The 26,681-nt window shown below is 71.4% G+C and carries 25 protein-coding genes and 2 tRNA genes; 9 read left to right on the plus strand and 18 right to left on the minus strand.

All coding sequences use genetic code 11. From position 1 onward, the window contains the following. Window positions 1-34 precede the first annotated feature (34 nt). Window positions 35-460, plus strand: coding sequence for a pyridoxamine 5'-phosphate oxidase family protein (locus ACR9E9_RS12495; RefSeq protein WP_435198910.1), 426 nt, complete (start codon window positions 35-37; stop codon window positions 458-460). Window positions 461-535: 75 nt separating this feature from the next. Here the strand turns inward: ACR9E9_RS12495 and ACR9E9_RS12500 are convergent, their stop codons facing one another. Continuing rightward, on the minus strand, window positions 536-1,048 hold the full coding sequence (locus tag ACR9E9_RS12500; protein WP_435198912.1) for a DUF3145 domain-containing protein: 513 nt from the start codon (window positions 1,046-1,048) through the stop codon (window positions 536-538). 281 nt (window positions 1,049-1,329) lie between these two features. On the opposite strand from ACR9E9_RS12500, the gene ACR9E9_RS12505 reads away from it, so the two are divergent. Further along, window positions 1,330-1,992: a hypothetical protein gene (locus tag ACR9E9_RS12505; RefSeq protein ID WP_435198914.1), complete on the plus strand. Its 663-nt coding sequence runs from the start codon at window positions 1,330-1,332 to the stop codon at window positions 1,990-1,992. 49 nt (window positions 1,993-2,041) lie between these two features. Further along, window positions 2,042-2,115, plus strand: a tRNA-Ile gene (locus ACR9E9_RS12510). Window positions 2,116-2,191: 76 nt separating this feature from the next. Here ACR9E9_RS12510 and ACR9E9_RS12515 read toward each other — a convergent pair. The 7 genes from ACR9E9_RS12515 to ACR9E9_RS12545 all read right to left on the minus strand — a co-directional run bounded on the left by ACR9E9_RS12515 (window position 2,192) and on the right by ACR9E9_RS12545 (window position 9,501). Beyond that, window positions 2,192-2,998: a glycosyltransferase gene (locus ACR9E9_RS12515; protein WP_435198916.1), complete on the minus strand. Its 807-nt coding sequence runs from the start codon at window positions 2,996-2,998 to the stop codon at window positions 2,192-2,194. Beyond that, window positions 2,943-4,274: a PIG-L family deacetylase gene (locus ACR9E9_RS12520; RefSeq protein ID WP_435198918.1), complete on the minus strand. Its 1,332-nt coding sequence runs from the start codon at window positions 4,272-4,274 to the stop codon at window positions 2,943-2,945. The genes ACR9E9_RS12515 and ACR9E9_RS12520 overlap by 56 nt, the downstream gene beginning before the upstream one ends. A gap of 7 nt (window positions 4,275-4,281) precedes the next feature. Continuing rightward, a complete protein-coding gene (locus tag ACR9E9_RS12525) occupies window positions 4,282-5,343 on the minus strand; it encodes an acyl-CoA dehydrogenase (protein ID WP_435198920.1) in 1,062 nt (353 codons plus the stop codon). Between the two features lie 118 nt (window positions 5,344-5,461). Then, window positions 5,462-6,607, minus strand: coding sequence for an ABC transporter ATP-binding protein (locus tag ACR9E9_RS12530; protein ID WP_435198922.1), 1,146 nt, complete (start codon window positions 6,605-6,607; stop codon window positions 5,462-5,464). Next, a complete protein-coding gene (locus tag ACR9E9_RS12535) occupies window positions 6,604-7,386 on the minus strand; it encodes an ABC transporter permease (RefSeq protein ID WP_435198924.1) in 783 nt (260 codons plus the stop codon). Before ACR9E9_RS12535 ends, ACR9E9_RS12530 begins: the two co-directional genes overlap by 4 nt. After that, window positions 7,383-8,249: an ABC transporter permease subunit gene (locus ACR9E9_RS12540; protein WP_435198926.1), complete on the minus strand. Its 867-nt coding sequence runs from the start codon at window positions 8,247-8,249 to the stop codon at window positions 7,383-7,385. Before ACR9E9_RS12540 ends, ACR9E9_RS12535 begins: the two co-directional genes overlap by 4 nt. 10 nt (window positions 8,250-8,259) lie before the next feature. Beyond that, complete coding sequence (locus tag ACR9E9_RS12545) at window positions 8,260-9,501, minus strand: ABC transporter substrate-binding protein (protein ID WP_435198928.1); 1,242 nt, start codon at window positions 9,499-9,501, stop codon at window positions 8,260-8,262. Window positions 9,502-9,604: 103 nt separating this feature from the next. Between ACR9E9_RS12545 and ACR9E9_RS12550 the strand changes: the two genes are divergently transcribed. Both ACR9E9_RS12550 and ACR9E9_RS12555 read left to right on the plus strand, forming a co-directional pair. Next, window positions 9,605-10,270 (plus strand): TVP38/TMEM64 family protein, encoded by a 666-nt coding sequence (locus tag ACR9E9_RS12550; RefSeq protein ID WP_435198930.1) that lies wholly within the window; start codon window positions 9,605-9,607, stop codon window positions 10,268-10,270. Continuing rightward, window positions 10,263-10,895 carry a CDP-alcohol phosphatidyltransferase family protein gene (locus ACR9E9_RS12555; RefSeq protein ID WP_435198932.1) on the plus strand — a complete coding sequence of 211 codons (633 nt, stop codon included), beginning with the start codon at window positions 10,263-10,265 and terminating at the stop codon, window positions 10,893-10,895. Before ACR9E9_RS12550 ends, ACR9E9_RS12555 begins: the two co-directional genes overlap by 8 nt. On the opposite strand, the gene ACR9E9_RS12560 is transcribed toward ACR9E9_RS12555, so the two are convergent. The 9 genes from ACR9E9_RS12560 to ACR9E9_RS12600 all read right to left on the minus strand — a co-directional run bounded on the left by ACR9E9_RS12560 (window position 10,849) and on the right by ACR9E9_RS12600 (window position 19,496). Continuing rightward, window positions 10,849-12,375, minus strand: coding sequence for a dihydrolipoyl dehydrogenase family protein (locus tag ACR9E9_RS12560; RefSeq protein WP_435198934.1), 1,527 nt, complete (start codon window positions 12,373-12,375; stop codon window positions 10,849-10,851). The two genes, ACR9E9_RS12555 and ACR9E9_RS12560, sit on opposite strands and share 47 nt — an antisense overlap. Further along, window positions 12,372-12,650 (minus strand): zf-HC2 domain-containing protein, encoded by a 279-nt coding sequence (locus ACR9E9_RS12565; RefSeq protein WP_435198936.1) that lies wholly within the window; start codon window positions 12,648-12,650, stop codon window positions 12,372-12,374. Before ACR9E9_RS12565 ends, ACR9E9_RS12560 begins: the two co-directional genes overlap by 4 nt. Next, complete coding sequence (locus tag ACR9E9_RS12570; RefSeq protein ID WP_435198938.1) at window positions 12,647-13,207, minus strand: RNA polymerase sigma factor; 561 nt, start codon at window positions 13,205-13,207, stop codon at window positions 12,647-12,649. The genes ACR9E9_RS12565 and ACR9E9_RS12570 overlap by 4 nt, the downstream gene beginning before the upstream one ends. A gap of 73 nt (window positions 13,208-13,280) precedes the next feature. Continuing rightward, window positions 13,281-14,453, minus strand: a complete 1,173-nt coding sequence (locus tag ACR9E9_RS12575; protein ID WP_435198940.1) for an NAD(P)/FAD-dependent oxidoreductase — start codon at window positions 14,451-14,453, stop codon at window positions 13,281-13,283. After that, entirely contained in the window at window positions 14,390-15,472 is a 1,083-nt protein-coding gene (locus ACR9E9_RS12580) for a phosphatase PAP2 family protein (protein ID WP_435198944.1), read from the minus strand. Before ACR9E9_RS12580 ends, ACR9E9_RS12575 begins: the two co-directional genes overlap by 64 nt. A 152-nt stretch (window positions 15,473-15,624) precedes the next feature. After that, window positions 15,625-15,700, minus strand: a tRNA-Asn gene (locus ACR9E9_RS12585). A 57-nt stretch (window positions 15,701-15,757) separates the two neighbouring features. After that, window positions 15,758-16,261 carry a hypothetical protein gene (locus tag ACR9E9_RS12590; protein ID WP_435198947.1) on the minus strand — a complete coding sequence of 168 codons (504 nt, stop codon included), beginning with the start codon at window positions 16,259-16,261 and terminating at the stop codon, window positions 15,758-15,760. Next, the gene (gene dnaG, locus ACR9E9_RS12595) at window positions 16,261-18,183 is read right to left on the minus strand and encodes a DNA primase (protein WP_435198949.1); all 1,923 of its coding nucleotides are present in this window, start codon (window positions 18,181-18,183) and stop codon (window positions 16,261-16,263) included. The genes ACR9E9_RS12590 and dnaG overlap by 1 nt, the downstream gene beginning before the upstream one ends. Window positions 18,184-18,263: 80 nt before the next feature. After that, window positions 18,264-19,496, minus strand: coding sequence for a deoxyguanosinetriphosphate triphosphohydrolase (locus tag ACR9E9_RS12600; RefSeq protein ID WP_435198951.1), 1,233 nt, complete (start codon window positions 19,494-19,496; stop codon window positions 18,264-18,266). Window positions 19,497-19,602: 106 nt separating this feature from the next. Here ACR9E9_RS12600 and ACR9E9_RS12605 point away from each other — a divergent pair, with 106 nt between their 5' ends. Continuing rightward, window positions 19,603-22,977, plus strand: a complete 3,375-nt coding sequence (locus ACR9E9_RS12605; RefSeq protein ID WP_435198953.1) for a pyruvate carboxylase — start codon at window positions 19,603-19,605, stop codon at window positions 22,975-22,977. Between the two features lie 3 nt (window positions 22,978-22,980). Here the strand turns inward: ACR9E9_RS12605 and dusB are convergent, their stop codons facing one another. Beyond that, entirely contained in the window at window positions 22,981-24,213 is a 1,233-nt protein-coding gene (dusB, locus tag ACR9E9_RS12610; protein ID WP_435198955.1) for a tRNA dihydrouridine synthase DusB, read from the minus strand. Window positions 24,214-24,260: 47 nt separating this feature from the next. On the opposite strand from dusB, the gene ACR9E9_RS12615 reads away from it, so the two are divergent. The 3 genes from ACR9E9_RS12615 to ACR9E9_RS12625 are packed head-to-tail and all read left to right on the plus strand — an operon-like array spanning window position 24,261 to window position 26,679. After that, the gene (locus tag ACR9E9_RS12615) at window positions 24,261-24,905 is read left to right on the plus strand and encodes a DUF1648 domain-containing protein (protein WP_435198956.1); all 645 of its coding nucleotides are present in this window, start codon (window positions 24,261-24,263) and stop codon (window positions 24,903-24,905) included. Next, entirely contained in the window at window positions 24,902-25,861 is a 960-nt protein-coding gene (locus ACR9E9_RS12620) for a cation diffusion facilitator family transporter (protein WP_435198958.1), read from the plus strand. Before ACR9E9_RS12615 ends, ACR9E9_RS12620 begins: the two co-directional genes overlap by 4 nt. Beyond that, window positions 25,858-26,679, plus strand: a complete 822-nt coding sequence (locus ACR9E9_RS12625; protein ID WP_435198960.1) for a sulfurtransferase — start codon at window positions 25,858-25,860, stop codon at window positions 26,677-26,679. Before ACR9E9_RS12620 ends, ACR9E9_RS12625 begins: the two co-directional genes overlap by 4 nt. Window positions 26,680-26,681: the final 2 nt, after the last annotated feature.

Here is a 26,681-nt window from a genome sequence, read left to right on the forward strand (position 1 = left end):
CGGTACCGGTTGATCCAGTGCTGTGGAGGTCCACATGAGCGAGTACCCGGCCCGCACGATGTCCCATGACGAGTGCTGGCAGGCACTGCGTGAGCACGAGTTCGGTCGGCTGGCCTTCCACCTGCTGGGCGACGTCCACATCACCCCGCTCAACTATGCGGTGGACGGCCAGACCGTGCTCTTCCGCACTGCGCAGGGCAACAAGTTGCTCGGGGTGGTCATGCACGGCCCGGTGGCGCTCGAGATCGATGAGCTCACCGACGACGAAGCCTGGTCCGTGGTCGTGCGTGGCAGTGCCCGCGTCCTCGAGGGCGAGGAGGCGTACCGGTCCGAGGCCCTTCCCCTCCGGCCGTGGGTGGGTGACGACAAGGAGGTCGTCGTCGAGATCGCGCCCGTGGAGGTCAGCGGGAGGCGTTTCACGCTCTCCAAGCCGTGGGAGCACATCGTCCTGCCCCACTGAGTCGGCGGCCCTCTCGGGCACGACGACGGGGCCCTGCGCCAAGGAGGGCGCGCAGGGCCCCGTCGTCGTGACGCCCTACCCCACCTTGTGCAGCCAGCGAACCGGCGCGCCGTCGCCGGCGTGGCGGAAGGGCTCGAGCTCGGCATCCCACGGCTGTCCGAGCAGCTCGTCGAGCATGTCCTCGACTGCCTCGCCGGCGCCCTGGGCCAGGGTCATGACCTCACGCAGGCGGTTCTCGTGGACGACGACGTCGCCCGAGGCGGAGATCGTCGCGTGGTGGATGCCCAGGGTCGGGGTGTGGCTCCAGCGGGAACCGTCGAGACCGGGGGTGGGCTCCTCGGTCACCTCGTACCGCACGCCCTCCCATCCGCGCAGCGCGGAGGCAAGCTTGGCCCCGGTGCCCGGGTCCCCCGTCCAGGAGAACTCGGCACGCTTGAGCGACCGGCCGAGCGACTGCTCGGTCCAGTCGAGGGACACGGACTGGTCCAGAACGGACTCCAGCGCCCACGTGATGTGGGGGCAGAGCGCCGTCGGGGTGCTGTGAATGAACACCACACCGCGGGTACTGATGCGCTTTCCTGCAGACATCCTGATCCTCCTTGAGTGCGATGGACGTCTTCCCCAACGCCAGGCACCCTCTGTGGGATCGAACGGCTGCTGCACGCGTGTATCGCGGTGTGCTGCTCGAACGGTATGCGGTTGTGCGGCCATTCTGCCCCATGGATCACAGGAGCACCAGCCCTCACCCCCGCCCCTTCTGCCCTACCCGTCGCTCCAGTGTCTTTCCCACGGTCGGCAGATGCCTCGATGCTTCCGACCGGCCGGGGCATCTCCTCCCGGCCCTCCCTTCGCACCTTCCGAGGTCACGGATGCGCAAGCGCGTCGCGGCTGCAGCCGCCTTCTCACTCCTCCCCCTCTCCGTTGCGGCCGCACCCGCACAGGCCGCCGGTTCCTGCGGCATATCGGTCCCGAGCAAGGTCTCGATCACCCAGCCGTACCGGACGATCACGGGGACGTACAGCGAGGGGTGCCGACGGTACGCCGACTGGGCGGACTGGGATGTCGTCCACCCCAGGCACGGCGTGGAGGACTGGTTCACCTACGACGGCCAGCGCACCGAGCGGCTCGACTGGTACGACTGGTCTCCACTGGGCACCTACACCGTGCGGCCAGCGGGCGCCTATGACGACAATTTCCGACGGATCACGCAGAACACGCGCACGATGACCGTCCGTGTGGGGTCGAGGACCGCCGCCAGCAGCTCACGGTCGGGCCGCTACGTCACCGTCAAGGCGACCTCCACGCGCTACTCCCCCAGCGCGGAGCGGTTTCGCGCATGGTCGGGCGCCAAGGTCAGCCTTCGGCAGAAGAACTGCGCCTCGTGCTCGTGGAAGTGGGTCAAGTCCGGCAAGACCAACAGCAGGGGCCAGGTCTCGCTGAAGGCCTATGCCTCCACGACGCGCTACTGGCAGATCGCGACAGCCGACACCTCCACCACCTGGGGGCGGGCCTCGAGCACCCTCAGGCGTTGATCGAGGGCGGCGACCCACACGGTAGTGTCTCGCCGGTGCCCTCGGGCGCGGGGCGGTAGCTCAGTCGGTCAGAGCACCGGACTCATAATCCGTCGGTCCTGGGTTCAAGCCCCAGTCGCCCCACAGCGATCTCGATCTACACCCCGGCGCGACGGCCGAACCGACCCACGCACGGTGTCGGCGCAGAGGATCATCGCCCTCAGTCCGACTCCACGAGAGGCGGCAGGGCCGAGTTGCGAGCCAACTCGCGCAGGTAGCCGGAGAAGCCGCCGGGGACCCGCCCCCTTCGTCGACCGGAGGTCAGCACCTCACGACCGGGGACCACGTGTGCTCCGTGGGACAGCACTGCCTGGACCAACAGCACGTCTTCGTGCTCGACCACGGGCTTGAAGCCACCTACGGCCTCGAGGGCGTCCCACCGCACGCCCAGGTTCGCGCCGTGGACGTGGCGTGTCGGATCGGTGTCGCAGTGCTCACGCAGCCAGGCACGACGAAGGCCGACCTCGAGATCCTCGGGGTCGGGGCGCACCCGGCCCAGCACCAGGTCGGCACCACCGGCCGCGGACGAGATCTGATCAGTCAGCCAGTGCGGGGGGACCATCGAGTCCGCGTCGGTGGAGGCCAACCACGCCTCAGAGGGACTCCGGTCCGTACCGACGCCGAGAAGAGCCCCCGCGGCGTCGGTCCCCGCCGCGCGGGCCATTCCCACGCAACGGCTGTCGGTCGTCATCACATGAACCCCGTGTCGAGCGGCGACTGCAGCAGACCCGTCGGTACACGCGTCCAGGACCAGCACCACCTCGACCCGCAGGCGTGGACGCGCCCGTCGCAACCTCGAGACAGCCGTCTCCAGCGCCCTGAGGCAGCGGGGCAGCAACACCTCTTCGTCGTGGACGGGAATGACCACCGCCACCGCTGACACCTCGCGTCCGGGAGGACGAGCCGGACGCTCACCCATGGGGGTCCGGCCGGTCCGCACGCTCGGCGAGCACGAGGATCTCCACATCGTCGTCGCGATACCGAGCCATGAGCGGCGGCAGGCCCACCGCGCGCAACGCCCGCTCGTGCACGGTCTGCCCGTCCAGCACCCACCCGTCGATGGGGTGCAGCCAGTGACAGAGCACGACGACCCCCCGCTCGGCCAGACACCCGGCGACCCTGCTCAGCAGGTGCTCCAACGCGACCGGGCTCATGAAGTACCCGACTTCGGACAGGACCACCAGGTCGAAGACGCCGTCGGGCCACTGTGTCGGCGCGTCGAGCACCGCGGTATCGACCTGGTCAGGCACCACCGTGCGGGCACGCGCGATGGCGGTGGGACTGCGGTCCACCGCGACGAGCGACGCGCATCGGTCCGCGAGGTCAGCAGCGAGCTCGCCTCGCGAGCAACCGACCTCCAGCCCACGGGCGAAACGTCGACGTGGGAGCGTCGCCAGCACCAGGTCGCGCTTGCGGCGTTCGTACCACCGGTGCGTGGTCCCCCACGGGTCGACCTCCCTCCCATGGAGGTCATCCAGGCTCGGATCGAGGGGGGTGTCTTCGAGGAACACCTCCTGCCGACCGGAGAAGTGTTCGAGGAACCCCGGTCCGAGCAGGACCTCGTCCCCGGGAGCCCCGGACAGCGGCGCCACCTGGCTGCGGTGAAGGGTCAGTGCTGCGGCCTTCCGGGTGGCCATGTCAGCGTCGTACCCGAGCGCCACGAAGCGCTCCCACGGCGCGTTCTCGGGGTCGCCCCAGTGCCAGAACCACACCGGGTACTCCCACAGTCGTGCGCCGGTGCGCACCGCGGCGGCAGCCGCTGCTCGGCCGGCAGCCTCGTGGTCAGGGTGTCCATCGCGTCGCCACGGCGCCACGAGCAGCGCATCGCGGGCGTCTCCGAGCAGGCGGACGAGCATCCGCGTGATGTCCTCCTCATGGCCGTCACCGAGCGCGCCATCGGGCAGGCCGAGCAGGGTGGGGCCGTGCAGCGACCCCAGCAGGGCTGCCGCAGCACGCGCCTCGTGACGACGTCGCGACGCGAGCTCCTCCGGCGTGCAGGTCGGTGAGTTCGGATGGGACCCCTCGCCGTCGGTGAGCACCAGCAGCTCGAGGGGCATACCACGTCGGGAGGCGGTGGCCACGAGGGCGCCCGCGCCCAGGATCTCGTCGTCCGGGTGTGCCGCGAGCACGACCACTCGGGAGAAACCGGTGAGGACCCGGTCAGCGTCCTGGGGGTCCGGCCACCGTGCGTGAGTGCGCCAGCTCCGGGCCCTCGTGCCCGGTTCGCTGTGGCTGAAGGTCATCGCGCGCTCACGGGGAGGGTGCCCGCAACAGCATCCGGCCGAGAGCAACCGCGTCACGTTCGGCGTGGTGCTGGCGCAGATAGAGCGAGAGGTCCGCAACCCGCTGCGCGTGGTCCGGCTCACAGCTCAGGGGCCCCGGCCCCAGGCCGTGCGCGGTGCGCACCAAGACCTCCTCGGCCGCGCCAGCGACCACGTGGCGGACCCGAGCAGCCAGAAGTGCGCTGGTGCCGCCCGTCGTCCGACCACCATCCACCTCCTGTGCAGCATGAGCGAGCATGGTCCGGGCAGCGGCGAGGTGTGCATCGACTTCGCCGAGATGCAGGAGTGCGATGTCGTCCGGCTCCCGGCGCAGGGCCTCCCGGCCCAGTCGGCGTGCGACGGCGACCGCGCCTCCGAACCAGACGGCCGCCACCCCGATGCCACCCCAGGCGAAACCCGGGCGAGTGAGGTACCACCCGGGATCACCCACGGGGCGAGCAGGGACGTCGCGCATCGTCACCGTCGCCGTGGCGACCTCGGCCAGCCCGGCAGGGCCCCACTCGGCGTCATCGGCGCTGAAGCCGGGGTGCCGTGCATCCACGGCGAACATGCCCCTGTGTTCGTCATCCACCCAGGCGGTGACGAGTCCCCCGCTCACCTCACCGGCCAACGAGCACCATGGTTTGACCCCATCCAGCACCCAGTGGCCGGCACGTCGTGACGCCCGCAACCGGACGCCGGGGCCCTCCGCAGCCCAGACCCCCCACGTACCGTCGCCGAGCGATGCCTCGGACAACGAGCCGGCTTCCGCCAGGATGGCCAGGGCATCGAGGTGCGGCTCCAGCGACCGCGCCGCCACGAGGTCGCGCGCGGCAACCGAGGCCAGCACCTCCCAGCGGGTGGCCGTCGCCCCAGCGCCCGGCAAGGGCACCTGTCGCCCGACCTCTTCGGCCCAGGACAACACCTCATGAGTCCTTCGGGTCATCGGCACCGCACCGCTGATCCGGTCGACCAGATCGGCGTCGTCCGCGTCGGCGCGCACGTCCGGGGCGAGGCGGACCACACTCCTGTCCCGCCGGAGCTCATCCATGATCATGCGGTGCTCCCACTCCGTCCACGTACGTTGTCGGCCAACACACACATGCCCCGTCCGGGCCGCGGCAAACGGCCGACGTCGAATCCATGACGTCTGACCGCCGGTTGCGAGCTCAGCCCCCGGTCAGCCCACCACCGTGCGCCGCTTGGCGCGGGGGCCTCACAGCGGCGCCGACCACGTCCGGCGATGCGCTCGCCCCGGGGTCGTCGACGGCCCACACCCCATCGGCCGAGGGCATCTGCACGCCGGTCCGGTCCCCCGGACGCAGGCTGGTCCCCAGCGGCACCTGGACGTCCACCCGGAGCGCAGCCCCCTGTGCCGCGTGCTCCAGCTCCACGGTCACGTCGCGGTGCGGACCGGACTGTCGTGTCCGGACCACCCGACCGGTCGCCGTCGGGTGCGCGTCGACGGGCACGAGGCGCAGGCGCTCCTTGCGCACCAAGAGCATCGAGGGGCCCCGTGCGCCGGCGTCGGCAGGAAGGGGGAAGGACCCCAGGCTCGAGCGGTGGGTCCCCGAGGCGACCGTGCCGGGGAGCTCGTTGAAGCCACCCACGAGTCGGGCGACCGCCAGCGAGGCGGGCGCCGTGTAGAGCCGGTCGATGGGGGCGAACTGCTCGACGCGCCCCCGCACGAGCACGGCCACCCGGTCGGCCAGACCGGCCTCGTCGAGATCGTGAGTGACCATCACGACCGTGGGGTCGAGAACCGCTCGCACCTCCCCCAGCAGCTGGTGCATCGATGTCCTCAGGCTGGTGTCGAGGGCGCTGAAGGGCTCATCGAGCAGCATCACCCCGCGGTTGGCGGCCAGCGCCCGAGCCAGGGCCACCCGTTGCTCCTGACCTCCGGAGAGCTGCTGCGGGCGGCGCCGGGCGAGATCACCCAGATGGACCAGCTCGAGATACCGACGTGCGGCGGCACGACTGTGCGAGCGGCCCCTGCCGCGGAGCCGGTCGCTGAAGGCGACGTTGTCCAGCACGCTCAGGTGCGGGAAGAGGTGTGGCTTCTGGAACATCACGGTCAGGTCGCGCCGCTCCGTCGGGACCTGCAGGACACTGGCACCGTCGAGGAGCACATCGCCCGCTTCCGGCTCCTCCAGACCGGCCGCGACCCGAAGCAGCGTGGTCTTGCCGGACCCGGACGGTCCGAGCACGGCGACCATCTCGCCGGTCCGGGCCTCCAGGTCGACATCGACGAGGGTGGGGTGCTCGGCACCGGGGTGGCGATGGGTGATCGAGGACAAGGTCAGGGTCGCGGTCACGGGTGTGCCCTCCTGCGGCGCGAGACCACATGGGTGAAGACGGCCAGGGCCACCAACGGGGGCAGGCTGGAGGAGATGGCCAGGGTCGCGGTGAGTGCGTCGTTGCCTGACCCGGCGGCGGAGGAGCCGATGAGCATGGGCGCGGTGATGATCTGACCGCCTCCGATGAGCAGGGTGACGGCGTAGTCACTCCATCCGACGAGGAAGGCGAGACCGGTGGCCGTGACCAGGCCGGCCGTGGCCGCCGGGAGCGTGACACGCCGCCGGGCCTGGCCCTCGCTGGCACCGAGGACCCTGGCCTGGGCCTCCAGCTCCGGGTCCAGCCCGAGATAGGTGGCCCGCATGGTGATGGTGGTGTACGGCAGAGCGAACACGCTCAGGACCAGGACCACTGCGACCTCTTCCGGGATGCCGAGTCGCAGGATGACGACATCGAGACCCATCGCGACCGCGAAGGGAGCCAGCACGAGGGGCGCGAGCAGCACGAGCGAGGGGACCGCGGGCCGGCGGAGCAGGCGCCATCCCAACGCCCTTCCGGCCATCACGCCCAAGGGGGTCGCGATGAGTGCGACCACCGCTCCCAGGACGCCCGATCGCACCAACGCGGCGACCACCCCCGCGTCCAGCGCCTCCTGCCACCCACGCAGTCCCACCTCCTGCGGCAGCGGTGTCGCGCCCGCCCATCGGGAGGCGAAGGCCCACAGCACGAGCGGTGTCAGCGGAATGATCAACCAGAGCACCAGGAGGGCCCAGAGCACGCTTCGGGAGGCCCGGCTCATCGGTGAGCTCCGAGCCTGCGCGCGAGCGGAAGGGAGATCAGCGCCGCGAGCAGGGCCAGCCCGGTCGCGACCACCGCGGCGGCAGCGGCCTCGGGGCGCGCCGTCACGTCGATGTCGGTGAAGAGTCGATAGGCCATGACCGGGAGGGGGTCCGGGTAGGCACGCCCGAGCAGCCGGGCGACCTCGTAGGTGCCCAGCGAGTAGACGAAGACGACGATCGAGGACAAGGCGAGGGGGGGCGCCGTGAGTGGCAGGAAGACGCGGCGCCAGTGCTCTCGCGGAGGAGCCCCGAGTACCGCCGAGACCTCACGAAGGTCCGTGTACTGCCGTGCGACGGCAGCGACGACGACCAGGGCCACGAAGGCGGATTCCTTCCAGGCCAGCTCCAGCACGGTCGCCCAGGGCCAGCGGCCACCCACCAGCTCCGGCCACGAGCCCGCTGGGACGCCCGACCAGCGCTGGGCGAGGCCGGCGCCGGAGAGCAGCAGCCCGGTCGCGGCGGAGCCCACCAGGTGCGACACCGTCATCACGGCCGCCGCCAGGCCCATGATGACGCGGACGCCGCGTGTCGCGTGCACCACGGCAGTGGCGATGGTCAGGCCGATCACCGCGGCCAGCAGGGTCGCCGTGGCGGCGGTGAGCAACGACTCTGCGGTCGCCGCCCGCAGTTGCGATGCCGGTGCCGTGAAGCCCTCCATGCTCAACCGAGGCTCCCCGACGAGTGGCATCAACCCCAGGCTGGTCGCGAGGACGGCGCCGAGCGCAGTGCCCGTCACTGCGAGGATCAGCACCATGGCGGGCGCCACGAGTCGAGCGCCGTCTCCCGGCGCAGCCGGGCCGACGCCACCTCTCGACCGGCGCATCACCGTGACCTCACGACCCTGATCCGAGCACGGTCTTGCGCCAGCCCTCGTCGAGGGGACCCACCCAGGACGACCCGAGCTCGGGGTTCGCGCTCTTCGAGAGGACGTCGTACGGCGGCACGACCTTCGAGGTCGGCAGGTCGTCGAACCGTGCTCGATCGGCCCCGGTGAGCAGATCGGTGTCGAGCACGGTGAACTGCCCCCAGGTTCCCGGGTCGGCCTTGGCCGCCTGCTGGGCCGGGGACAGCGCCAGGTTGGCCACCACCATCGCGGCTTCCGGGTCACCGGACGAGGACGGGATCGCGAGGAAGCTGGCGTTTCCGATGGTCCCCTCGTCCAGGGGCAGGACGCGTGTGGTCGCAGGGAAGGTGCCGTCGTCGACGAGCTCGGTGAGGGTGGCCGGCCCGTACGTCATCGTCATGTCGACCGTTCCCTCCGCGAAGAGCCGGTCCAGGGCCACCTGGTCCCGGGGGTAGGTCCGCCCTTGGCGCCACAGCGAGGGCGCCACGTCCTCCAGTGCGTCCCAGAGCCCGGGAGTGAATGTGTCGTAGGCGTCCTGGTCGAACTGCGCCGGGATCTCCTCGGGGCCCCCCGCGGTGCTGTAGAGCGCCTCCCGGACGAAGACCGAGCCCGTGAAGTCCGGCGGGGCCGGGTAGGTGAAGCGTCCGGGGTGGTCCTTGGCCCACTCCAACAGGCCTGCCACGGAGGTCGGCGGCTCGTCGACGCGTGCCGAGTCGTAGACCAAGGTGAACTGCGCCTTGTGCCAGGGCGCCTCGCAACCGTCGACCTTCGTCCCGAAGTCCTCGGTGACCAGCGCGTCGTCCGGAGCGACGAACTCCATGTTCGGCAGCTGCGAGGACCAGCCACAGCGCCAGGCGTCCGCCTGCTTCCCGGTCGCGAAGTTGTCGCCGTTGACCCACACCAGGTCCACCACACCGTCCTCCTTCCCGGCCTGCCGCTCGGCCAGGATGCGGGTCATGGCATCTGTCGTGTCCGCGACCGGGACCCGGCGCAGGGTCACGCCCACCTCGTCCGCAGCGGGTGCGAGGACATCGTCGACGTAGGCATTGCCCTGCTTGTCACCGCCGAACATCCACAGGTCGACCGTCTGTCCCTCCGCCTCGCTGGCGATCTGCGACCACGGACGCTTCTCCGTGGCGGAGTCGGCTGGTTGGTCGGGTGCGGCGCAGGCGGAGATGACCAGGCCGAGCAACGTGACGGGCAGGAGAAGTCGGGCACGGCGCGAATACATCGGACCTCCGGGGCGGCGAACATGTCACATCGGGAACACTTCGAGGTACTGAGGGACTTCCCGACGCAGCAAGTCCCATCCATCTGCGCAGTCAGGATCACACATGCGGCGAACAGCCAAGATCAAGGCAGGCGTGTTGGCGCTGCTCGCGCTCACCGCCGTCGTGCTCACACTCGTCTTCGGCACGCCCGATATTTCCGCGATGAGGTCGCGCGTCGATGCCGCGGGCTGGTGGGGTCCCGCTCTGTTCTTCGCCTTCTACGTGGGCATGGCCCTCATCCCCGCCCCGATGTCCGTCCTCACGGTGACCGGAGGCTCGCTCTTCGGCTTGTGGTCAGGGGCAGGGCTGTCCCTGGCCGGCGCCCTGGTGGGTGCGGTCATCTCCTTCGTCATCGGGCGGCAGCTCGGCCGCGAGGCCGTCGACCGTCTCCTCCGCGGCCGGCTCGAGCGCGTCGACGCGCTCCTGGCCGACCACGGTCTGTCCGCCGTCCTCACCGTGCGGCTGCTCCCGATCCTGCCCTTCGTCGCCATCAACTACGGCTCCGCCCTCTCGGGGGTGCGACTGCGCCACTACGTCCTCGGCAGCGCCATCGGCATGATCCCCGGCTGCCTCGCGTACACCGCGCTGGGGGCCTATGGGACCAACCCGTGGGGCCTGGCCGCTGCCGTGTCCGCCCTGATCGTGCTCGTGGTCGGCGGCAGCTGGTGGGCACGACGACTGGATGCGCGCCATCGGAGCACGCCCGCAGCGGAGCGTTCCCGTGCTTGACGCGCCCGCGCGCCGGCTCCTGGACCACCCCCTCTCGGGGGTGGCCCGCTTCATCGACCGACCCCTCGTGAGCCCGAACCGGCTGACCCTCATCGGCCTGGCGACGGGGCTGGGCAGCGCCGCCGCAGCCGCCGGGCAGTGGTGGTGGTGGGCGCTGGCGCTGTGGCTGTTCTCCCGGCTCATGGACGGTCTCGACGGTCCCCTCGCGCGTCGGCGCCGCGCCGACGGCCGCGCCGCGTCACCCGGATCCGAGTCGGGTGGCTTCCTGGACATCACGGCCGACTTCTTCGTCTACGGCGCCACCGTGGTCGGGGTGGCCGTGGGGGCAACCCGTCAGTACGACGCGGACTGGCTGCCCTTCGTGCTGGTGCTCCTGGCCTACTACGTCAACGGAACCGCGTTCCTCGCGTTCTCCTCCATCGCCGAACGGACCGGCCGGCAGCGGGAGGACGGTCGTTCCCTGAGCTTCCTCGGGGGACTCGCGGAGGGCACCGAGACCATTGCCGTCCACTCGGTCTGGCTCCTCCTCCCCGCCCATGCCGGGACGATAGCCACGGTGTGGGCCGCCGTCGTCGGTCTCAGCGCCGCCCAGCGGATCGTGGCGGGCTTTCGCGATCTCTCGTGAGCCCGCTCCGCCGGCCGATCCACCACCTGCGGGCCCGCGCCAGCAGGCCCAGGGCGCGCCGCGTGGCGGGGCGCTCGAGCTGGTCCTGCACGTCGGAGATCGCGGCATTCCACGCTCCGTCGTTGTAGGTGGGGTAGGCGTGGGTGACCCCCGCCAGGTCCCGGGTCGTCAGGCCCTGGGTGATCGCCAGGGTCAGCTCGCCCAGGGTCTCCCCCGCGCGTCGGCCCACCACCGTGGCACCGAGCACGTGGCCCGACGTGTCGATGACCAGTCGGGCGAACCCCTCGGGGGCACCCTCCGCGACCGCTCGATCGACGTGTGAGTACGGCCAGTCGACGGTGCGCAGCCCTGCCGGGACCCGGTCGGTCTCGAGACCGACCGCCGCGACCTCCGGGTCGGTGAAGGTCACCCGGGGAATCGCAGTCAGGTCGACCTTGCGACGCACTCCCAGGATGGCGTTCGACGCCGCCAGGCTGGCGTGCACGCTCGCGGTGTGGGTGAACTGGGGGTGGCCGGTGAGGTCGCCGGCAGCCCAGATGCGTGGATGAGTGGTCCGCAGGAGGGCGTCGACGACGACGAACCCACGATCATCGACCTCGACACCCGCGGCGTCGAGCCCGACGTCACGGGTGCGTGGCGCTCGCCCGACGGCCACCAGGAGGCGGGAGAAGGGCACCTGCTGGCCGCTCTCGAGATGGAGCACACCCGAACTCCCGGCGGTGGCCTCGACCCTGGCCACACCTGAACCGGTGTGGAGCACGACGCCGTCCTCCACGAGGGAGCGAGTGACCTCCGCTGCCGCGAGGGGATCCTCACGGGGCAGGATGCGGGAGGCACCCTCGACCACGGACACCCTGCTGCCCAGGCGGGCGAAGGCCTGTCCCAGCTCGCAACCGATCGTCCCTCCGCCGAGGACCACCAGGTCGTCCGGGAGCTCGGTGAGCCCCCAGACGGTGTCGCTGGTCAGGTAATCGGCCTCGTCCAGCCCGGGGATGGGTGGGACCGCCGGCGATGCGCCGGTGGCGACGAGTGCCTGTCGGAACCGCACGCTCACTCCGTCGATCTCGACCGAGTCCGGGCCGGTGAATCGAGCCTGCGCGGTGCGCACGGAGACCCCCGCCTCCTCGAGCGCTTCGACGGAGTCGATCGGCGCGATGTGCTGGATGGCCGCCCGCACGTGGTCCATCACCTTCGCGAAGTCGACGGACACCCCCGCGACGTCGATGCCGAGACGGTGCCCGTGGCGTGCGCCGGAGGCCTCGCCTGCAGCTGCCACGAGCGCCTTCGACGGCACGCACCCGGTCCACAGGCAGTCGCCACCGGTGCGCTCGCGTTCCACCAGCAGGACCCGGGCACCCAGCCGGGTGGCGGTCTTCGCCCCCACGATCCCGGCCGATCCGCCCCCGATGACCACCAGGTCCCACGGCTGGTCGGTGGCGGCGACGTGAGCAGCGGTGGCCGTGCCACGGCCCGCGCTCATGCCCTGTCCTCGTCGGTGATGGTGGCCAAGAATCCACGGACCCGCTCGAGCGATCGGGGGTCGACGCCCGTCCCGCCCGACCACACCGACAACGCCCGGTGCAGCGCACGATGCTCGGCGGCGATCCGGTTGCACCTCTCACACGTCGCGAGGTGTTCCTCGAGTCGAGAGACATCTCCGGGAGTGAGCGGGGCCGCCGGGTCAGCGTCGAGGTAGCGCTGGATGCGGCGCGCGGACCAGTGGCAGGTCAGCATCTGACGCAGCGTCCCGATCATGGCAGATCTCCTCGGTTGAGTGGGCTGGATCGAAGTGACTGACGGACCCGGTCACGCGCGCGACTGAGTCGCGACATGACCGTGCCCACGGGGACCCCCATGACGGCGGCTGCCTCGGCATAACTCAGGTCGCAGACGTCGACGAGGATGAGCGCGGCCCGGAAGCGGGAGTCGAGCGCGCGGATGGCGTCGTCGAGATCTGAGTGCAGCTCCTGGGCCACGAACCTGTCCTCGGCGCTCGGCAGCTGGGCCGAGCCGAAGGCGGGCTGCGCAGTCCGGATGAGCTCCCAGTCACCGATCGTGCCCGGCCGCTGACGACGGTGCATGTTGGCGTTGGTGTGGCGCAAAATGGTCAACAGCCAGGCCCGCGGGTACCGGCCGTCGAAGCGATCGATCGCCCGGTAGGCGCGGAGCAGGGTTTCCTGCACGAGGTCCTCGGCATCGGCCGGATTCGAGGTGATGCTCAGTGCCACGCGCAGCAGCACCTCGATCTCGGGTTCCACCAGCTCGTGGAAGGAGGACTTCTGGGCGTCGTCCTTGGGGCGGGAGGCAGTCACAGGAGGTAAACCCGCTGGGACCCGCTCAGTCTTCCCGGGCCCGATCCCCTCATCCGTGCGTGGTGGGAAGTTGTCATGACGCGTCGCCCGCTCTCGCTCTCGTGGAGGACCGGTAGGTCCTCAGCCACTGCCGGTCGATGTACCGCTTCAGTCGCAGCGGACCCGTGCCGAACCACCACCACCGCCCCCGCACGGCCAGGCCCACGCCGTCCCCGAGATCCAGGATCGACAGCGCCCGGTCCTGCGGCTCGTACACCGGCACCTCCCCTCCCCGGGCACGCGCGAGCAGGCTGCGGTGCAGCACCGGTCCTTGTCGCACGCCGTGCACCCCGATGCGGGGCAGCGGACGCGGGAGGAAGTGCGCGCAGTCGCCCACCGCATAGATCTCGTCCCGGTCCACGTGCTGGAGGGTTCCCCGTACGGGCACACCGCGCTCATCGCCCAGTCCGAGCTCGACCAGCAGCGGGGGTGCAACGAGCCCGGTCGCGAGGAGAGCGACGTCGTGGGACAGCGCGAGCCCGTCGTCGCAGACCACGTGCCGCTCTGCGAGATCGTGCACCACGCACCCGGCGTGCACGAGGACCCCCCGCGCTGCGAGGAGCCGGCCCATCCGCCGACGTGCGCCTGCGGGCAGATCTGCGCCGATCACGGAGCCGGACTCCACCACGTGGACCCGGGCGACGTCCGATCGTGTCGACAGGTGGGCCGCCAGCTCCAGGCCGGACGCACCGCCACCCACGATGGTGACCGTGGCACCCGGACGCCCTGCGGCTCGGATCCGGGCGTCCAGGTCTGCGAGACCGCTCAACGGCTTGACCCGCAGGACCCTCTCATGGGCCCGAAGACCGACCGCGGCGACCACGCTGCCGAGGTTCAGCGAGAGGAGATCGTAGGGGATCCGGGCACCTGTCGACGTGACCGCCACCCGCTGATCCGGGTCCAGGGAGGCCAGCGTGTCCTCGTGGAAGTGCACACCGGAGCTGCCGGCCAGCGCCCGCACGTCGATGCGGCCGGCGTCACCGGGCAGCGAACCCGCGGCCGTTGCCGATGCGACACCGCTGTAGTCGAAGAATCGCGGGGCGAGGAGGTGGACCCGGTATCCGGCGGCCGCCAGCTGCGCGGCTCGTCGGACGACGTACAGGTGTGTGTGCCCCGCACCCACCAGGAGCAGGTCCGTCACCGTCAGCCGCGAACCGCACCACTCGTGGCCGGCTCCCGCGCTGGCTCCTCGACGGGGGACTGCCACACGGGTTCCTCCCGCAGCTTGCGCAGCCTCTCGGGCGTGCACCCGGTTGCCCGGGCACCGACGGTCAGTGCAGCCCAGCCGATCAACATGCCCGCGATGTTGTCGACGACGTAGTGCCAACCGAAGTACAGCGTCGCGAGGAAGGTCAGGGCGAAGAAGACCCAGCCGGCAGTGCGCACGATGATGTGGTGCCCCGTGCGGTTGAGGAAGAGTGCGGCCGCGAAGGTGACCGAGACGTGCAGCGAGGCGAAGGCCGCCACTCCGTGGATGGCCTCGCTCGTCGCCGGGCTCGTGAGGAACTCCAGCCGGTTGTCCAGCAGGCCCTGCTGCAGATTGCTCACCTTGGTCGCGGTCAGGTCCGTGTACAGGTCGGGGCGGGAGTAGATCGGGCCCACGGCGGGCAGCACGTAGTAGCTGACGACTCCGAAGACCCAGTTGAGGCAGAGCGTGGTGGCGTACCAGGCCCCGACCGCCATGTCACGGCTGAGCACGAGGAAGACCCCGAGGCTGATCGGGACCAGCGGGAGATAGGCGAGGTAGACGCTGGAGAGGATCACGGCCGTCAGGTCGGTGCCCAGGACCGCGTGGAGGACCACCGCCGGGTCGGTGCCACCGAAGAACCACCGGTCGATCTGCAGCAGATCGCGGTCGTACAGCGTGCCCTCGCGATAGACGGGCAGGACGCTCTTGAGGTTGCGGTACCCGACATAGCTGACGTAGAACGTCGCCAGACCGGTCATGATGTACAGGGTGCGGCGCAGGGTCCACTCGTGCTTGACCACCTCGGAGATCCCCTGCGGCAGTCGCTTGAGGCCTCGTCGGCGCGCTGCCGCGATGAGGACCCCGACGCCCGAGAGCATCAGCGCGAGCAGCGGGAGGCGGATGTAGGCAGGGCCGAGGAAGCCCTCGGGGTCCTTCAGCGGGATCCCGACGGCGTGGGACCCGATGACCGCGGCGATACCGACGAGAATCGACACCCCCACGGCAATGGAGTACGGCCATCTACGCACAAGCTGCATCCGGACATTATGACCTGTTCGTGACCAAAAGATGAACTGGACACTCCTCGCGGGCCAACGAGTGTGGTAGGCGCGGGCGACCCGCGCCTACGAAAGGCGGGCGACTCGGCGGGTCCGTGCCATGGGTGTGAGATGGAACGCACCAGCGCTCGTGGCTCCCCCGGTTGGACTCGAACCAACAACCCTCCGGTTAACAGCCGAATGCTCTGCCAATTGAGCTACAGGGGATCGCGCCGTAGCGCTGCGCCACCATAGCAAGAAGATGGCGCCAGTCGAAAACCGGGACTACGGCTCCAGCCCGACCTGTTCGGCCAGGCGCGCGGCGACCTCCTCGGTGACTGCCACGAGCTGCGGATCGTCGGGATCGCAGCCTCGCGCGACGATCGTCTGCGCCAGGACGGCGTCGGTCGTGAGGTTCTTGCGCAGCACGACCCGCGCCCGTCGTGAGCGGTCGAGGCGGACCTGTTCGACGAGCAGGACCGAGGCGTTGACGCGCTCGTGGAAGGCGTCCGGCACTCCCCCTGGTTCGGTGAGGTGCCAGCGCCCGGCGGGGCTCCCGTCGACCCACGTCACCCTGAGGACGGAGTCCGTCGGATCCCAGGCACCACCGTCGACGAGGTGCCAGGGCTTGCCTGCGTCGAGCTCTCCGGGGACGACCAGACGACGTGAGGTGATCACGACCGTGGTCCCCTCGGCGACCGCCGTCGCCAGCGCGCGTTCCCCCCGCTCGAGGACGACGCCCTCGGGGACCGGCACCGCCTGGTTCCTCACCACCGACAACCAACCCATCAGACGACCTCCTCGCGCAGCGCTGCGCGTTCACGTTCGAGCTTTTGCAGGGACAGCGACAGCTCCCGCAGCCGTGCCTGGTCGCTGGCCGGGTCGGCCGCCATGCGACGCATCTGCGACATCGCGTCCGAGATGCGGCGCCCGACGGCCACCTCGCGCACCCGCACGAGGAGCGAGCGGGTGTACGTCTGGGGCGGCAGCCCGGTCGACTGGTCGTGCACGACGGGAAGGGGGGCCACGGACAGCTCGGCCACGAGCGACGCGACCGCGAGTGGGGCGGCCTCGTCGATCCGGGCGTGCCAGGCGGACAGGGACTGCCCCTCCTGCAGCGCTCCGACCTCACGCACGGCGTCGAAGACCGCCCGGTGCGCCGGCGCGGAGAAACCTTCGGGCTCCACCGCGTCGAGATCGACCGGTGTGAAGAGCGAGGGATGCTGGAGCAACGACTGGAGCAGCTGGCGCTCGGCCAGGACGATCGGGTCGCGCAGGTTCGGTGCCGGCAGGCCGGGCCCGGCCTCGCCCGCCCTCGGCTCCGGCGTCTCGGGATTGGCGCGGCTCTCCCCCTTCGCCTCCTCCCGCGCCTGGATCCGGCCGGCCCGACCCACCTGGTCGCGCATCTGCTCGACCTCGACACCGACCCAGCCGGCGACGGTGCGCACGTACTCCGGACGAAGGGAGGAGTCGCGGATGCTGTTGATGATCGGCGCGACCGCGGCCATCCCCCGAACTCGTCCCTCGGCGGTCGTCAGGTCGAAGCGCTCAAGCGTGGTGCGCACCGCGAACTCGAACATCGGCACGGCGTCGGCCACGAGCTCGCGGACGGCGCCGTCCCCCTCGCGCAGCCGAAGGTCGCACGGGTCCATGCCCTCCTTCGCCACCGCCACGAAGCTCTGGCTGGCCCACCGCTGGTCCTCGGCATAGGCCTTCATCGCGGCCTGCTGACCGGCGGTATCGCCGTCGAAGGTGAACACGACCTTGGCGGGCGCGAGGTCCGCCTCGTCCCGCATGATCCGGCGGAGCACCTTGATGTGGTCGACGCCGAAGGCCGTGCCGCACGTGGCCACGGCCCCCTCGACGCCGGACAGGTGCGCGGCCATGACATCGGTGTATCCCTCGACGACGACGGCCAAGCGCTCCTTGGTGATCGGCTTCTTCGCCAGGTCGAGGCCGTAGAGGACGCTCGACTTCTTGTAGATCGGCGTCTCCGTGGTGTTGAGGTACTTCGCGGCGATCCGGTCGTTGTCGAACAGGCGGCGCGCACCGAAGCCGATCGTGTCGCCGGTGATGTCCCGGATCGGCCACACGAGCCGACCGCGGAAGCGGTCGTAGAGCCCGCGCGATCCGCGGCCGCACAGACCACCGATCGTCAGCTCCTCGTCGGTGAAGCCCTTGCCGCGCAGGTGGCGGGCGAGCTCCTCACCGCCCCGCGGGGCGTAGCCGATGCCGAAGAGCTTGGCCTCCGGGCTGGCGAAGCCGCGCTCGCGCAGGAAGTCCCGCCCGATCCGCGCCTCCGGCGACTCGAGGAGGCGCTCGTGGTAGAACTCCGCGGCGGCCCGGTGGGCCTCCAGCAGCCGGGCACGCTTGCCCAGGCCGACCCCGTCCCGCGGTCCGCCACCCTCCTCGTAGCGCAGCTCCATGCCGAGCTTGGCCGCGAGGCGCTCGACGGCCTCCGCGAAGGTGAGGTGGTCGAGCTGCTGCACGAAGGAGATGACGTCGCCGCCCTCGCCGCAGCCGAAGCAGTGGTAGGCACCGACGGCTTCACGCACGGTGAAGCTCGGGGTCTTCTCGTCGTGGAAGGGACACAGTCCCTTCATCGACCCGATACCCGCAGGTCGCAGGGTCACGTGGTCACGCACGACGTCGGTGATCGAGGAGCGCTCCTTGACCGCCTGGACGTCCTCGGCGCGGATCCTGCCCGCCACCGGCCCACCTCGCTCTCGACATCGTCCGGGTCCGTACCCCGAGTCTAGGTCGCTGCGCCGTCTCCGCCCGTCCCGGTCGCTCAGCGGCAGTGGGCCGCATGCAGCGCCAGCGCGCGCACGTCCGTCAGGCCCGCGACCTGGTCGACGACGACCCGCAGCCGGGCCGCGTCGTCCCCGGCGTCGTCGAGGTCGGGCCGCAGGTCGGCGTCGAGTCGCGCTTCGGGGTCGGCGGCGAACCACCCGGCGAGCTCGGCGACCACCTGCCGCTGGTGGAGGTACTCCTCGTCCCGCTCGCCGGAGAACATGACGAAGTGGGCCGCGACCGCCTTGAGCACGGCGACCTCGGCACGGGAGTCGTCCGGCACGACGAGCCGGGCCTCGTAGCGGCCGAGGTCGCCGGGGCCGTGGACCACGCGGGTGGCCTCCCCGGCGGCGTGGACGAAACGGCCGATGATGCGGGAGGTCATGTCCTTCAGCCCGGACAGGGCCGGTCGTGACCCGTCGTAGGCGGTGGGCACGGCGCCCGTGGCCAGGAGACGCTCCAGGCCCTCGCCCACGGCGTCGCGACCGAGGTCCGCGGCGAAGTGGGTCACGGCCACCCCGAGCACGTCATCGGCGTCGCGAGCGTCCCGCAGCCGCCGCAGGTCGAGGCGACCCGAGGCGATCGCGTCCTCGACGTCGTGGACGCAGTAGGCGACATCATCGGACCAGTCCATGACGTCCGCCTCGAGACAGCGCACGAAGCCCTCGGGACCGGCCGAGCGCATCCACCCGAAGACCGCGAGGTCGTCCTCGTAGACACCGAACTTCCGTGTGGGAGCAGGACCGTGGCCCCGCCTCCACGGGTACTTGGTCGCCGCGTCGAGGCTTGCCCGGGTGAGGTTGAGGCCGGCCGGGCGACCGTCGGCATGGACGCGCTTGGGCTCGAGACGGGTGAGGATGCGCAGGGTCTGCGCATTGCCCTCGAAGCCCCCGATGTCGGCCGCGACCTCGTCGAGCGCGCTCTCCCCGTTGTGGCCGAAGGGAGGGTGCCCCAGGTCGTGGGCGAGGCAGGCGACCTCGACGACGTCCGCCTCGCAGCCCAGGGCGCCCCCGAACTCGCGCCCGATCTGGGCGACCTCGAGGCTGTGCGTGAGGCGGTTGCGCACGAAGTCGTCGCTGCCGGGCCCCAGCACCTGGGTCTTGGCCGAGAGGCGACGCAGGGCGGCGGAGTGGATGAGGCGTCCACGGTCACGTGCGAAGTCATCCCGGTCCGCCCGCTTGTGCACCGGGTCCTCCGAGACCCACCGCTCGCGATCGCTCTGGCTGCTCACGTGCGCGAGCCTATGGCCCCGTTCCCACCGACGGAACCGGCGCGCGCCTGTCGGACGTGACCGATACCTTCGGGGGGCGAGAGCGCCGTCACACCCCGGAGGCACCATGTTCCGCAAGATCCTCGTCGCCAACCGAGGCGAGATCGCCATCCGCGCCTTCCGCGCGGCCACCGAGCTCGAGGCGTCCACCGTCGCCGTCTACCCGATGGAGGACCGCACGTCCGAGCACCGGATGAAGGCCGACGAGGCCTACCTCGTCGGCGAGGAGGGTCACCCGGTCCGCGCGTACCTCGACCACGAGGACATCGTGCGGGTCGCCCGCGAGGCGGACGTCGACGCGATCTACCCCGGCTACGGTTTCCTCTCCGAGAACCCGCAGCTGGCCGAGGAGTGCGCCCGGCACGGCATCACCTTCATCGGCCCCCCGGCCGAGGTGCTCGAGCTGACGGGCAACAAGGCGCGCGCCATCGCCGCGGCCAAGGCGGCCGGCCTGCCGACCCTCGACGGGTCCGACGCGACGAGCGACCTGGAGACGCTCGAGTCGGCGGCGGAGGAGACCGGTTTCCCGGTCTTCGTCAAGGCCGTGAGCGGCGGGGGCGGTCGTGGCATGCGCCGCGTCGCGCGTCGCGAGGACCTGCGCGAGGCGCTCGAGGCCGCCCAGCGTGAGGCCGAGTCCGCCTTCGGCGACCCGACTCTCTACCTCGAGGAGGCGGTGGTCAACCCGCGGCACATCGAGGTGCAGGTCGTCGGCGACGCGACCGGTGAGGTCCTCCACTTCTTCGAGCGCGACTGCTCGGTGCAGCGCCGCCACCAGAAGGTCATCGAGATCGCCCCTGCGCCCCACCTCGATCCCGACCTGCGCGAGCGCATGTGCGCCGACGCCGTGGCCTTCGCCAAGTCCATCGACTACGTCAACGCCGGCACCGTCGAGTTCCTCCTCGGGGAGGACGGTCGCTACGTCTTCATCGAGATGAACCCGCGCATCCAGGTCGAGCACACCGTCACCGAGGAGGTCACCGAGAGGGACCTCGTGGTCCTCCAGCTGCAGATCGCCGCCGGCGCCTCGCTGGCCGAGCTCGGCCTGCGGCAGGAGGACATCCGCACGCGCGGCTTCGCCCTGCAGTGCCGGATCACCACGGAGGACCCCGCCAACGGTTTCCGCCCCGACTCGGGAACGATCTCCGCCTACCGTTCCGCCGGCGGCTCGGGGGTGCGACTGGACGGCGGCACCACCTTCGTCGGGGCCGAGGTGAGCGCCCACTTCGACTCGATGCTCGTCAAGCTCACCTGCCGGGCCACGACCTTCCCGCTGGCCGTGCGCCGCGCCCGGCGGGCGCTCGCGGAGTTCCGCGTCCGCGGGGTGGCGACGAACCTCCCCTTCCTCGAGGCCGTCCTCGCCGACCCGACCTTCCAGGCGGGGACCGTGACGACGAGCTTCATCGACGAGCGGCCGGAGCTGCTCGAGGCCCCGTCGGGCAAGGACCGGGCGACCAAGCTGCTCACCTTCCTCGCTGACGTCACCGTCAACCAGCCGCACGGACCACGCACGAGCGATCTGCAGCCGCGCGCCAAGCTGCCCGAGCTGCCCGAGGGCGAGCGGCCCGAAGGGAGCCGCGACCGGCTCCTGCGGCTGGGCCCGGCCGGCTTCGCCACCGACCTGCGCCAGCGCACGGACGTCCCCGTGACGGACACGACCTTCCGCGACGCCCACCAGTCCCTGCTCGCCACGCGCGTGCGCACCCGGGACCTGCTCCACGTCGCCGAGCACGTCTCCCGGCTGACCCCCCAGCTGCTCTCGGTCGAGGCCTGGGGCGGGGCGACCTACGACGCCGCCCTGCGCTTCCTCCACGAGGACCCGTGGGAGCGCCTGGCCGCGTTGCACGAGGCGATGCCCAATGTCGCCCTGCAGATGCTGCTGCGGGGCCGCAACACCGTGGGCTACACCCCCTACCCCACGACGGTCACCGACACCTTCGTCGCCGAGGCCGCCCGCAGCGGGCTGTCGATCTTCCGGATCTTCGACTCGCTCAACGACGTCAGCCAGATGCGCCCGGCCGTCGAGTCCGTCCTCGCGAGCGACACCGCCGTCGCCGAGGTCGCCCTCTGCTACACCGGCAACCTCCTCGACCCGCGGGAGAAGCTCTACACGCTCGACTACTACCTCCGGCTCGCCGAGGAGATCGTCGAGACCGGAGCCCACGTCCTGGCCATCAAGGACATGGCCGGGCTGCTGCGCGCCCCTGCGGCCGCGACGCTGGTGCGCGCGCTGCGCGACCGCTTCGACCTGCCCGTGCACCTGCACACGCACGACACCGCGGGCGGTCAGATCGGCACGCTGCTCGCCGCCATCGACGCCGGGGTCGATGCCGTCGACGCCGCGAGCGCGACGATGGCCGGGACGACCTCCCAGCCCTCGCTCTCCGCCCTCGTCGCGGCCACCGACGGCACCGATCGACCCACCGGTCTGGACATCGAGCAGGTCTTCGCGCTGGAGCCCTACTGGGAGGGAGTCCGCCGGCTCTACGCCCCCTTCGAGTCCGGTCTGGCCTCTCCCACCGGCCGCGTGTACCGACATGAGATCCCCGGCGGCCAGCTGTCCAACCTGCGCCAGCAGGCCATCGCCCTCGGCCTCGGTGAGCGCTTCGAGGCGATCGAGGACATGTACGCCGCCGCCAACTCGATGCTCGGCAACATCGTCAAGGTCACCCCGAGCAGCAAGGTCGTCGGCGACCTCGCGCTGTCCCTCGTCGGCCACGGCGCCGACCCGGCCGAGTTCGAGGCCGACCCGGCCGGTTTCGACATCCCCGACTCCGTCATCGGCTTCCTGCGGGGCGACCTGGGCGACCCCCCGGGTGGTTGGCCGGAGCCCTTCCGCACGAAGGCCCTCCAGGGGCGGCGGGAGCAGCCCCCGAGCGTCGATCTCACGAGCGAGCAGGAGGAGGCGCTGCGGGAGAGGCCGCGCGAGACCCTCAACGAGCTGCTCTTCCCGGGGCCGACCGAGGAGATGCACGCCGCTCGTTCCTCCTTCGGCGACACCTCCGTGCTCGACACGAGCCTCTTCCTGCACGGCCTGGAGCAGGGCGAGGAGCACGAGGTCGAGATCGAGCCGGGCAAGACCCTCACCCTGAGCCTCAGCTCGGTGAGCGAGCCGGACGAGCTCGGCATGCGCACCGTCATGGGCACCGTCAACGGCCAGCTGCGTCCGGTGCAGGTGCGCGACCGGACCGTCGAGGCGGAGGCCGTGGCGGCCGAGAAGGCCGACCCGGACGCCGCCGGCCAGGTGGCGGCCCCCTTCGCCGGAGTCGTGACCCTGCAGGTGGGTGAGGGTGACGCGGTCGAGGCAGGCGCCACCGTCGCCACGATCGAGGCGATGAAGATGGAGGCCTCGATCACGACCTCCGAGGCGGGGACGGTCAGCCGGGTCGCCGTCGGTGCCCGCCAGCAGGTCGAAGGGGGTGACCTGCTCGTCGTCGTCGGGTGAGCCTCAACCGCCGGAGACGGACAGCTCGGCCTGGGCGACCTGCTCGCCCTGGGCGGCGTCGAGTACGCGGCTGGCCAGCCAGTTCTCCGGGAGCGCGACGACCCGGGAGGAGCCGGCGCGACCGCGCTGCCCCTCAGCGGCCTCCCCCGGCCACGGGGTGTCGGGGTCGAGGGTGGCGATGAGGTCGTCCAGAGCCGCGAGGGAGTCGACGAGCGCGAGCTGGTTGCGCACGCTCGACCCGGCCGGGAAGCCCTTGAGGTACCACGCGATGTGCTTGCGGATGTCGCGGCAGGCGCGCAGCTCGTCGCCGGCGTAGAAGTCGGTGAGCAGCTCGGCGTGCCGACGCAGGGTCTCCCCCACCTCGCCCAGGCTCGGGCGGACCCGCACCTGGGTCCCGGCGAAGGCGGCCGCGAGGTCGGCGAAGAGCCAGGGACGACCCAGACAGCCGCGACCGACGACGACCCCGTCGCACCCCGTCTGCTCGACCATCGCCAGGGCGTCCTCCGCCGACCAGATGTCGCCGTTGCCGAGGACCGGCACCGAGGTGATCGTCTCCTTCAGGAGCCGGATGCGCGACCAGTCGGCCGACCCCGAGTAGGCCTGGCTCGCGGTGCGGGCGTGCAACGCCACGGCGGCGACACCCTCCTCGACCGCGGCCGTGGCTGCCTCGAGATAGGTCAGGTGCTCGTCGTCGATCCCGGTGCGCATCTTGATCGTCACGGGGACACCGCCCTTCGCGCCCTCGGTGACCGCCGCGGAGACGATGGCCCGGAAGAGGTCCCGCTTCCACGGCAGCGCCGCGCCGCCCCCCTTGCGGGTGACCTTCGGGACCGGGCAGCCGAAGTTGAGGTCGATGTGGTCGGCGCGCTCCTCGGTCACGAGCATCCGCACCGCCGCAGCGGTCGTGGCCGGGTCGACGCTGTAGAGCTGCACGCTGCGCGGCACCTCCTCCTCGTCGTGCTCGATCAGGCGCATCGTCTCCGGGCTGCGCTCGACGAGCGCGCGGGAGGTGACCATCTCGTTGACGTAGAGGCTGTGTGCGCCGGTGAGTCCGCTCGCGGCGAGTCCCGCGTCGCCGGCCTCTCGGCACAGGCGGCGGAAGGCGCGGTTGGTGATACCGGCCATCGGGGCGAGGACGACCGGCGAGTCGATGACGTGCCGGCCGAGGCGAAGGGGAGGCAGCACCCGTTCGCCGGTGGCGTGGGCGGTGTCCGTGGGGTGGGTCAGGGTCGTCATGACGCGGCCATTGTCGCACCGGAGGCGCAAGAGGGGACAATCGACGGATGGCTGCCACTCCCGCCCGGTCCGCTCGTCGGGTGCTCCCGTGGGCGGCGCTGTCCCTGGTGCTGGGTGCCCTGGCCGTCCTCGTCGCCCTCGTGCGGTTCGACGCGCTCCCGGACCCCTACCCGACGCACTTCGGGGCCGGCGGGCAGCCCGACGCCTTCGGCGAACGCACCTACGCGCGGGTCCTCATGCCCGTGGCGATCGGGCAGATCGGGGCGCTCGGGATCTTCGCCGCCACCCTCCTGGTTCCCGCCCGGATGCCGCGGATGGTCCACGCTCTCGGCGCGCTCGGGGCCGTCGTCGGCGGCGGCGCCGCCGTGGAGTCGATCGCCGGGAACCTCGACGCGGGTGCCGTGCCCCCACCGTGGGGGATCTGGGTCTTCCTCGGGGCGACCCTTGCCGTCTGCGGCTGGATCGCCGTCGAATCGGTGCGGGCCGGCCCCCAGGAGGGAGCCGACGTCGACCGCGACCACTGGACGTGGGGGATCATCTACGCCAACCCGGACGAGCCGGCCGTCTTCGTCCCCAAGCGGACCGGGGTCGGGGTGACGATCAACTTCGGCCGTCCGCTCGGCTGGGTCCTGCTCGCGCTGATCCTGGCCCCCGGCATCGTCATCACCGCCCTGGTGACTCTCGCGACATGAGCACCACGACGCGCAGCCACCTCGAGAAGTTCGCCTGGTTGTCGATCGCCGCAGCCCTGACGACGATCACTCTCAAGACCGGCGCCTGGTGGATCACCGGCTCCGTCGGGTTGCTCGCCGACGCGGCCGAGTCCATCGTCAACCTCGTCGCCGCCGTCGCCGCCCTCGCGGCCCTCAGGGTCGCCGGCCGCGCCGCGGACGATGACCACCACTTCGGGCACTCCAAGGCCGAGTACTTCTCCGCCGCGGTCGAGGGCGCGATGATCGTCGTCGCCGCGGCAGTCATCATCTGGCAGGCGATCGGTCGCCTGCTCGACCCACGCGCCATCGAGTCGGCCGGCACCGGCCTGGGCATCTCGGTCATCGCGTCGGTCATCAACGGCGTCGTGGCCCTCGTGCTCCTCCGCGCCGGGCGCCGGCACCGGTCGGTCACACTCCAGGCGGACGGTCGGCACCTGCTGACCGATGTCTGGACCTCGGTGGGGGTGCTCGTCGGCGTGGTCCTCGTCGTCGTCACCGGGATCGAGTGGCTCGACCCGGTCGTCGCCCTGCTCGTCGGGGCGAACATCCTGCTCACCGGATGGCGGCTCATGGACGAGTCCGGCAATGCCCTCATGGATGCGGCCCTGACCCCCGAGGAGAACGCCGACCTCGCCGAGATGCTTGCCGCCCTGCGCACGGAGGACATCGACGTCCACGGCCTGCGCACCCGCGTGGCCGGACACATCTCCTTCGCGCAGTTCCACGTCCTCGTCCCGGGCACCTGGTCGGTGCGCCGCGCCCACGACGCGGTCGAGGAGATCGAGCAGGCCATCGCGGCCGAGCACCCGGACCTGCAGGTGACCATCCACCTCGAGCCGCGGGAGGACCCCCGCGCCTACGACGACTTCGGTGGCTACGAGGTGCCCATCAGACCGCGTCCGACGCCACCGACCCCCGAGACGGAGACCCCATGAGCGCCTTGATCACCCCGACGGACCTGCAGCAGGAGATCGGCCGGCCCGGCCTCGTCGTCCTCGACGTGCAGTTCACGCTCACCGGCGAGGGCCCCGGCTGCTATGCCGCCGCGCATCTTCCCGGGGCACCCTTCGTCGATCTGGACGCCGTGCTCGCCGGCGAGCCGGGAGCGGACGGGCGCCACCCCCTTCCCGATCCTGCAGTGCTCCAGGAGGGGCTGCGCGCCGCCGGGGTTGACGACGACTCGGCCGTCGTCGTCTACGACCAGGCGAGCTCCCTCGCAGCGGCCCGCGCGTGGTGGGTGCTCCGGTGGGCCGGGCTGGCAGACGTCCGCGTCCTCGACGGCGGGCTCGCCGCCTGGCGTGGCGCAGGGGGTGCGGTCTCCGCCGGGGCCGTTTCCCCCACCCCGGGGTCGGTCACGGTCCGCTCGTGCTCGGCACCGGTCCTGACCGCCGACGGCGCCGCCGCCCTCACCGACGCAGGCGTCCTCGTCGACGCGAGGGCCCCCGAGCGCTTCCGCGGGGAGGTCGAGCCCATCGACCCGGTCGCCGGTCACGTCCCCGGCGCCGTCAACGTCCCGATGGGCCATCTCCTCACCGACGACGGGCGGTTGCGCTCCCCCGACGAGCTGCGGGAGCGTTTCGCGGCCGCGGGGGTCACGAGCGACGTCGCCGTCGGCGCGTACTGCGGCTCCGGCGTCACGGCCGCCCACACCGCACTCGCCCTCCACGAGATCGGCATCCGGGCCGCCGTCTACGTCGGCAGCTGGAGCCACTGGGTCACCGACCCGACCCGGCCTGTCGCCACCGGGGGATGAGG

This window comes from Janibacter sp. GS2, assembly GCF_051200835.1.
Classification (GTDB): domain Bacteria; phylum Actinomycetota; class Actinomycetes; order Actinomycetales; family Dermatophilaceae; genus Janibacter.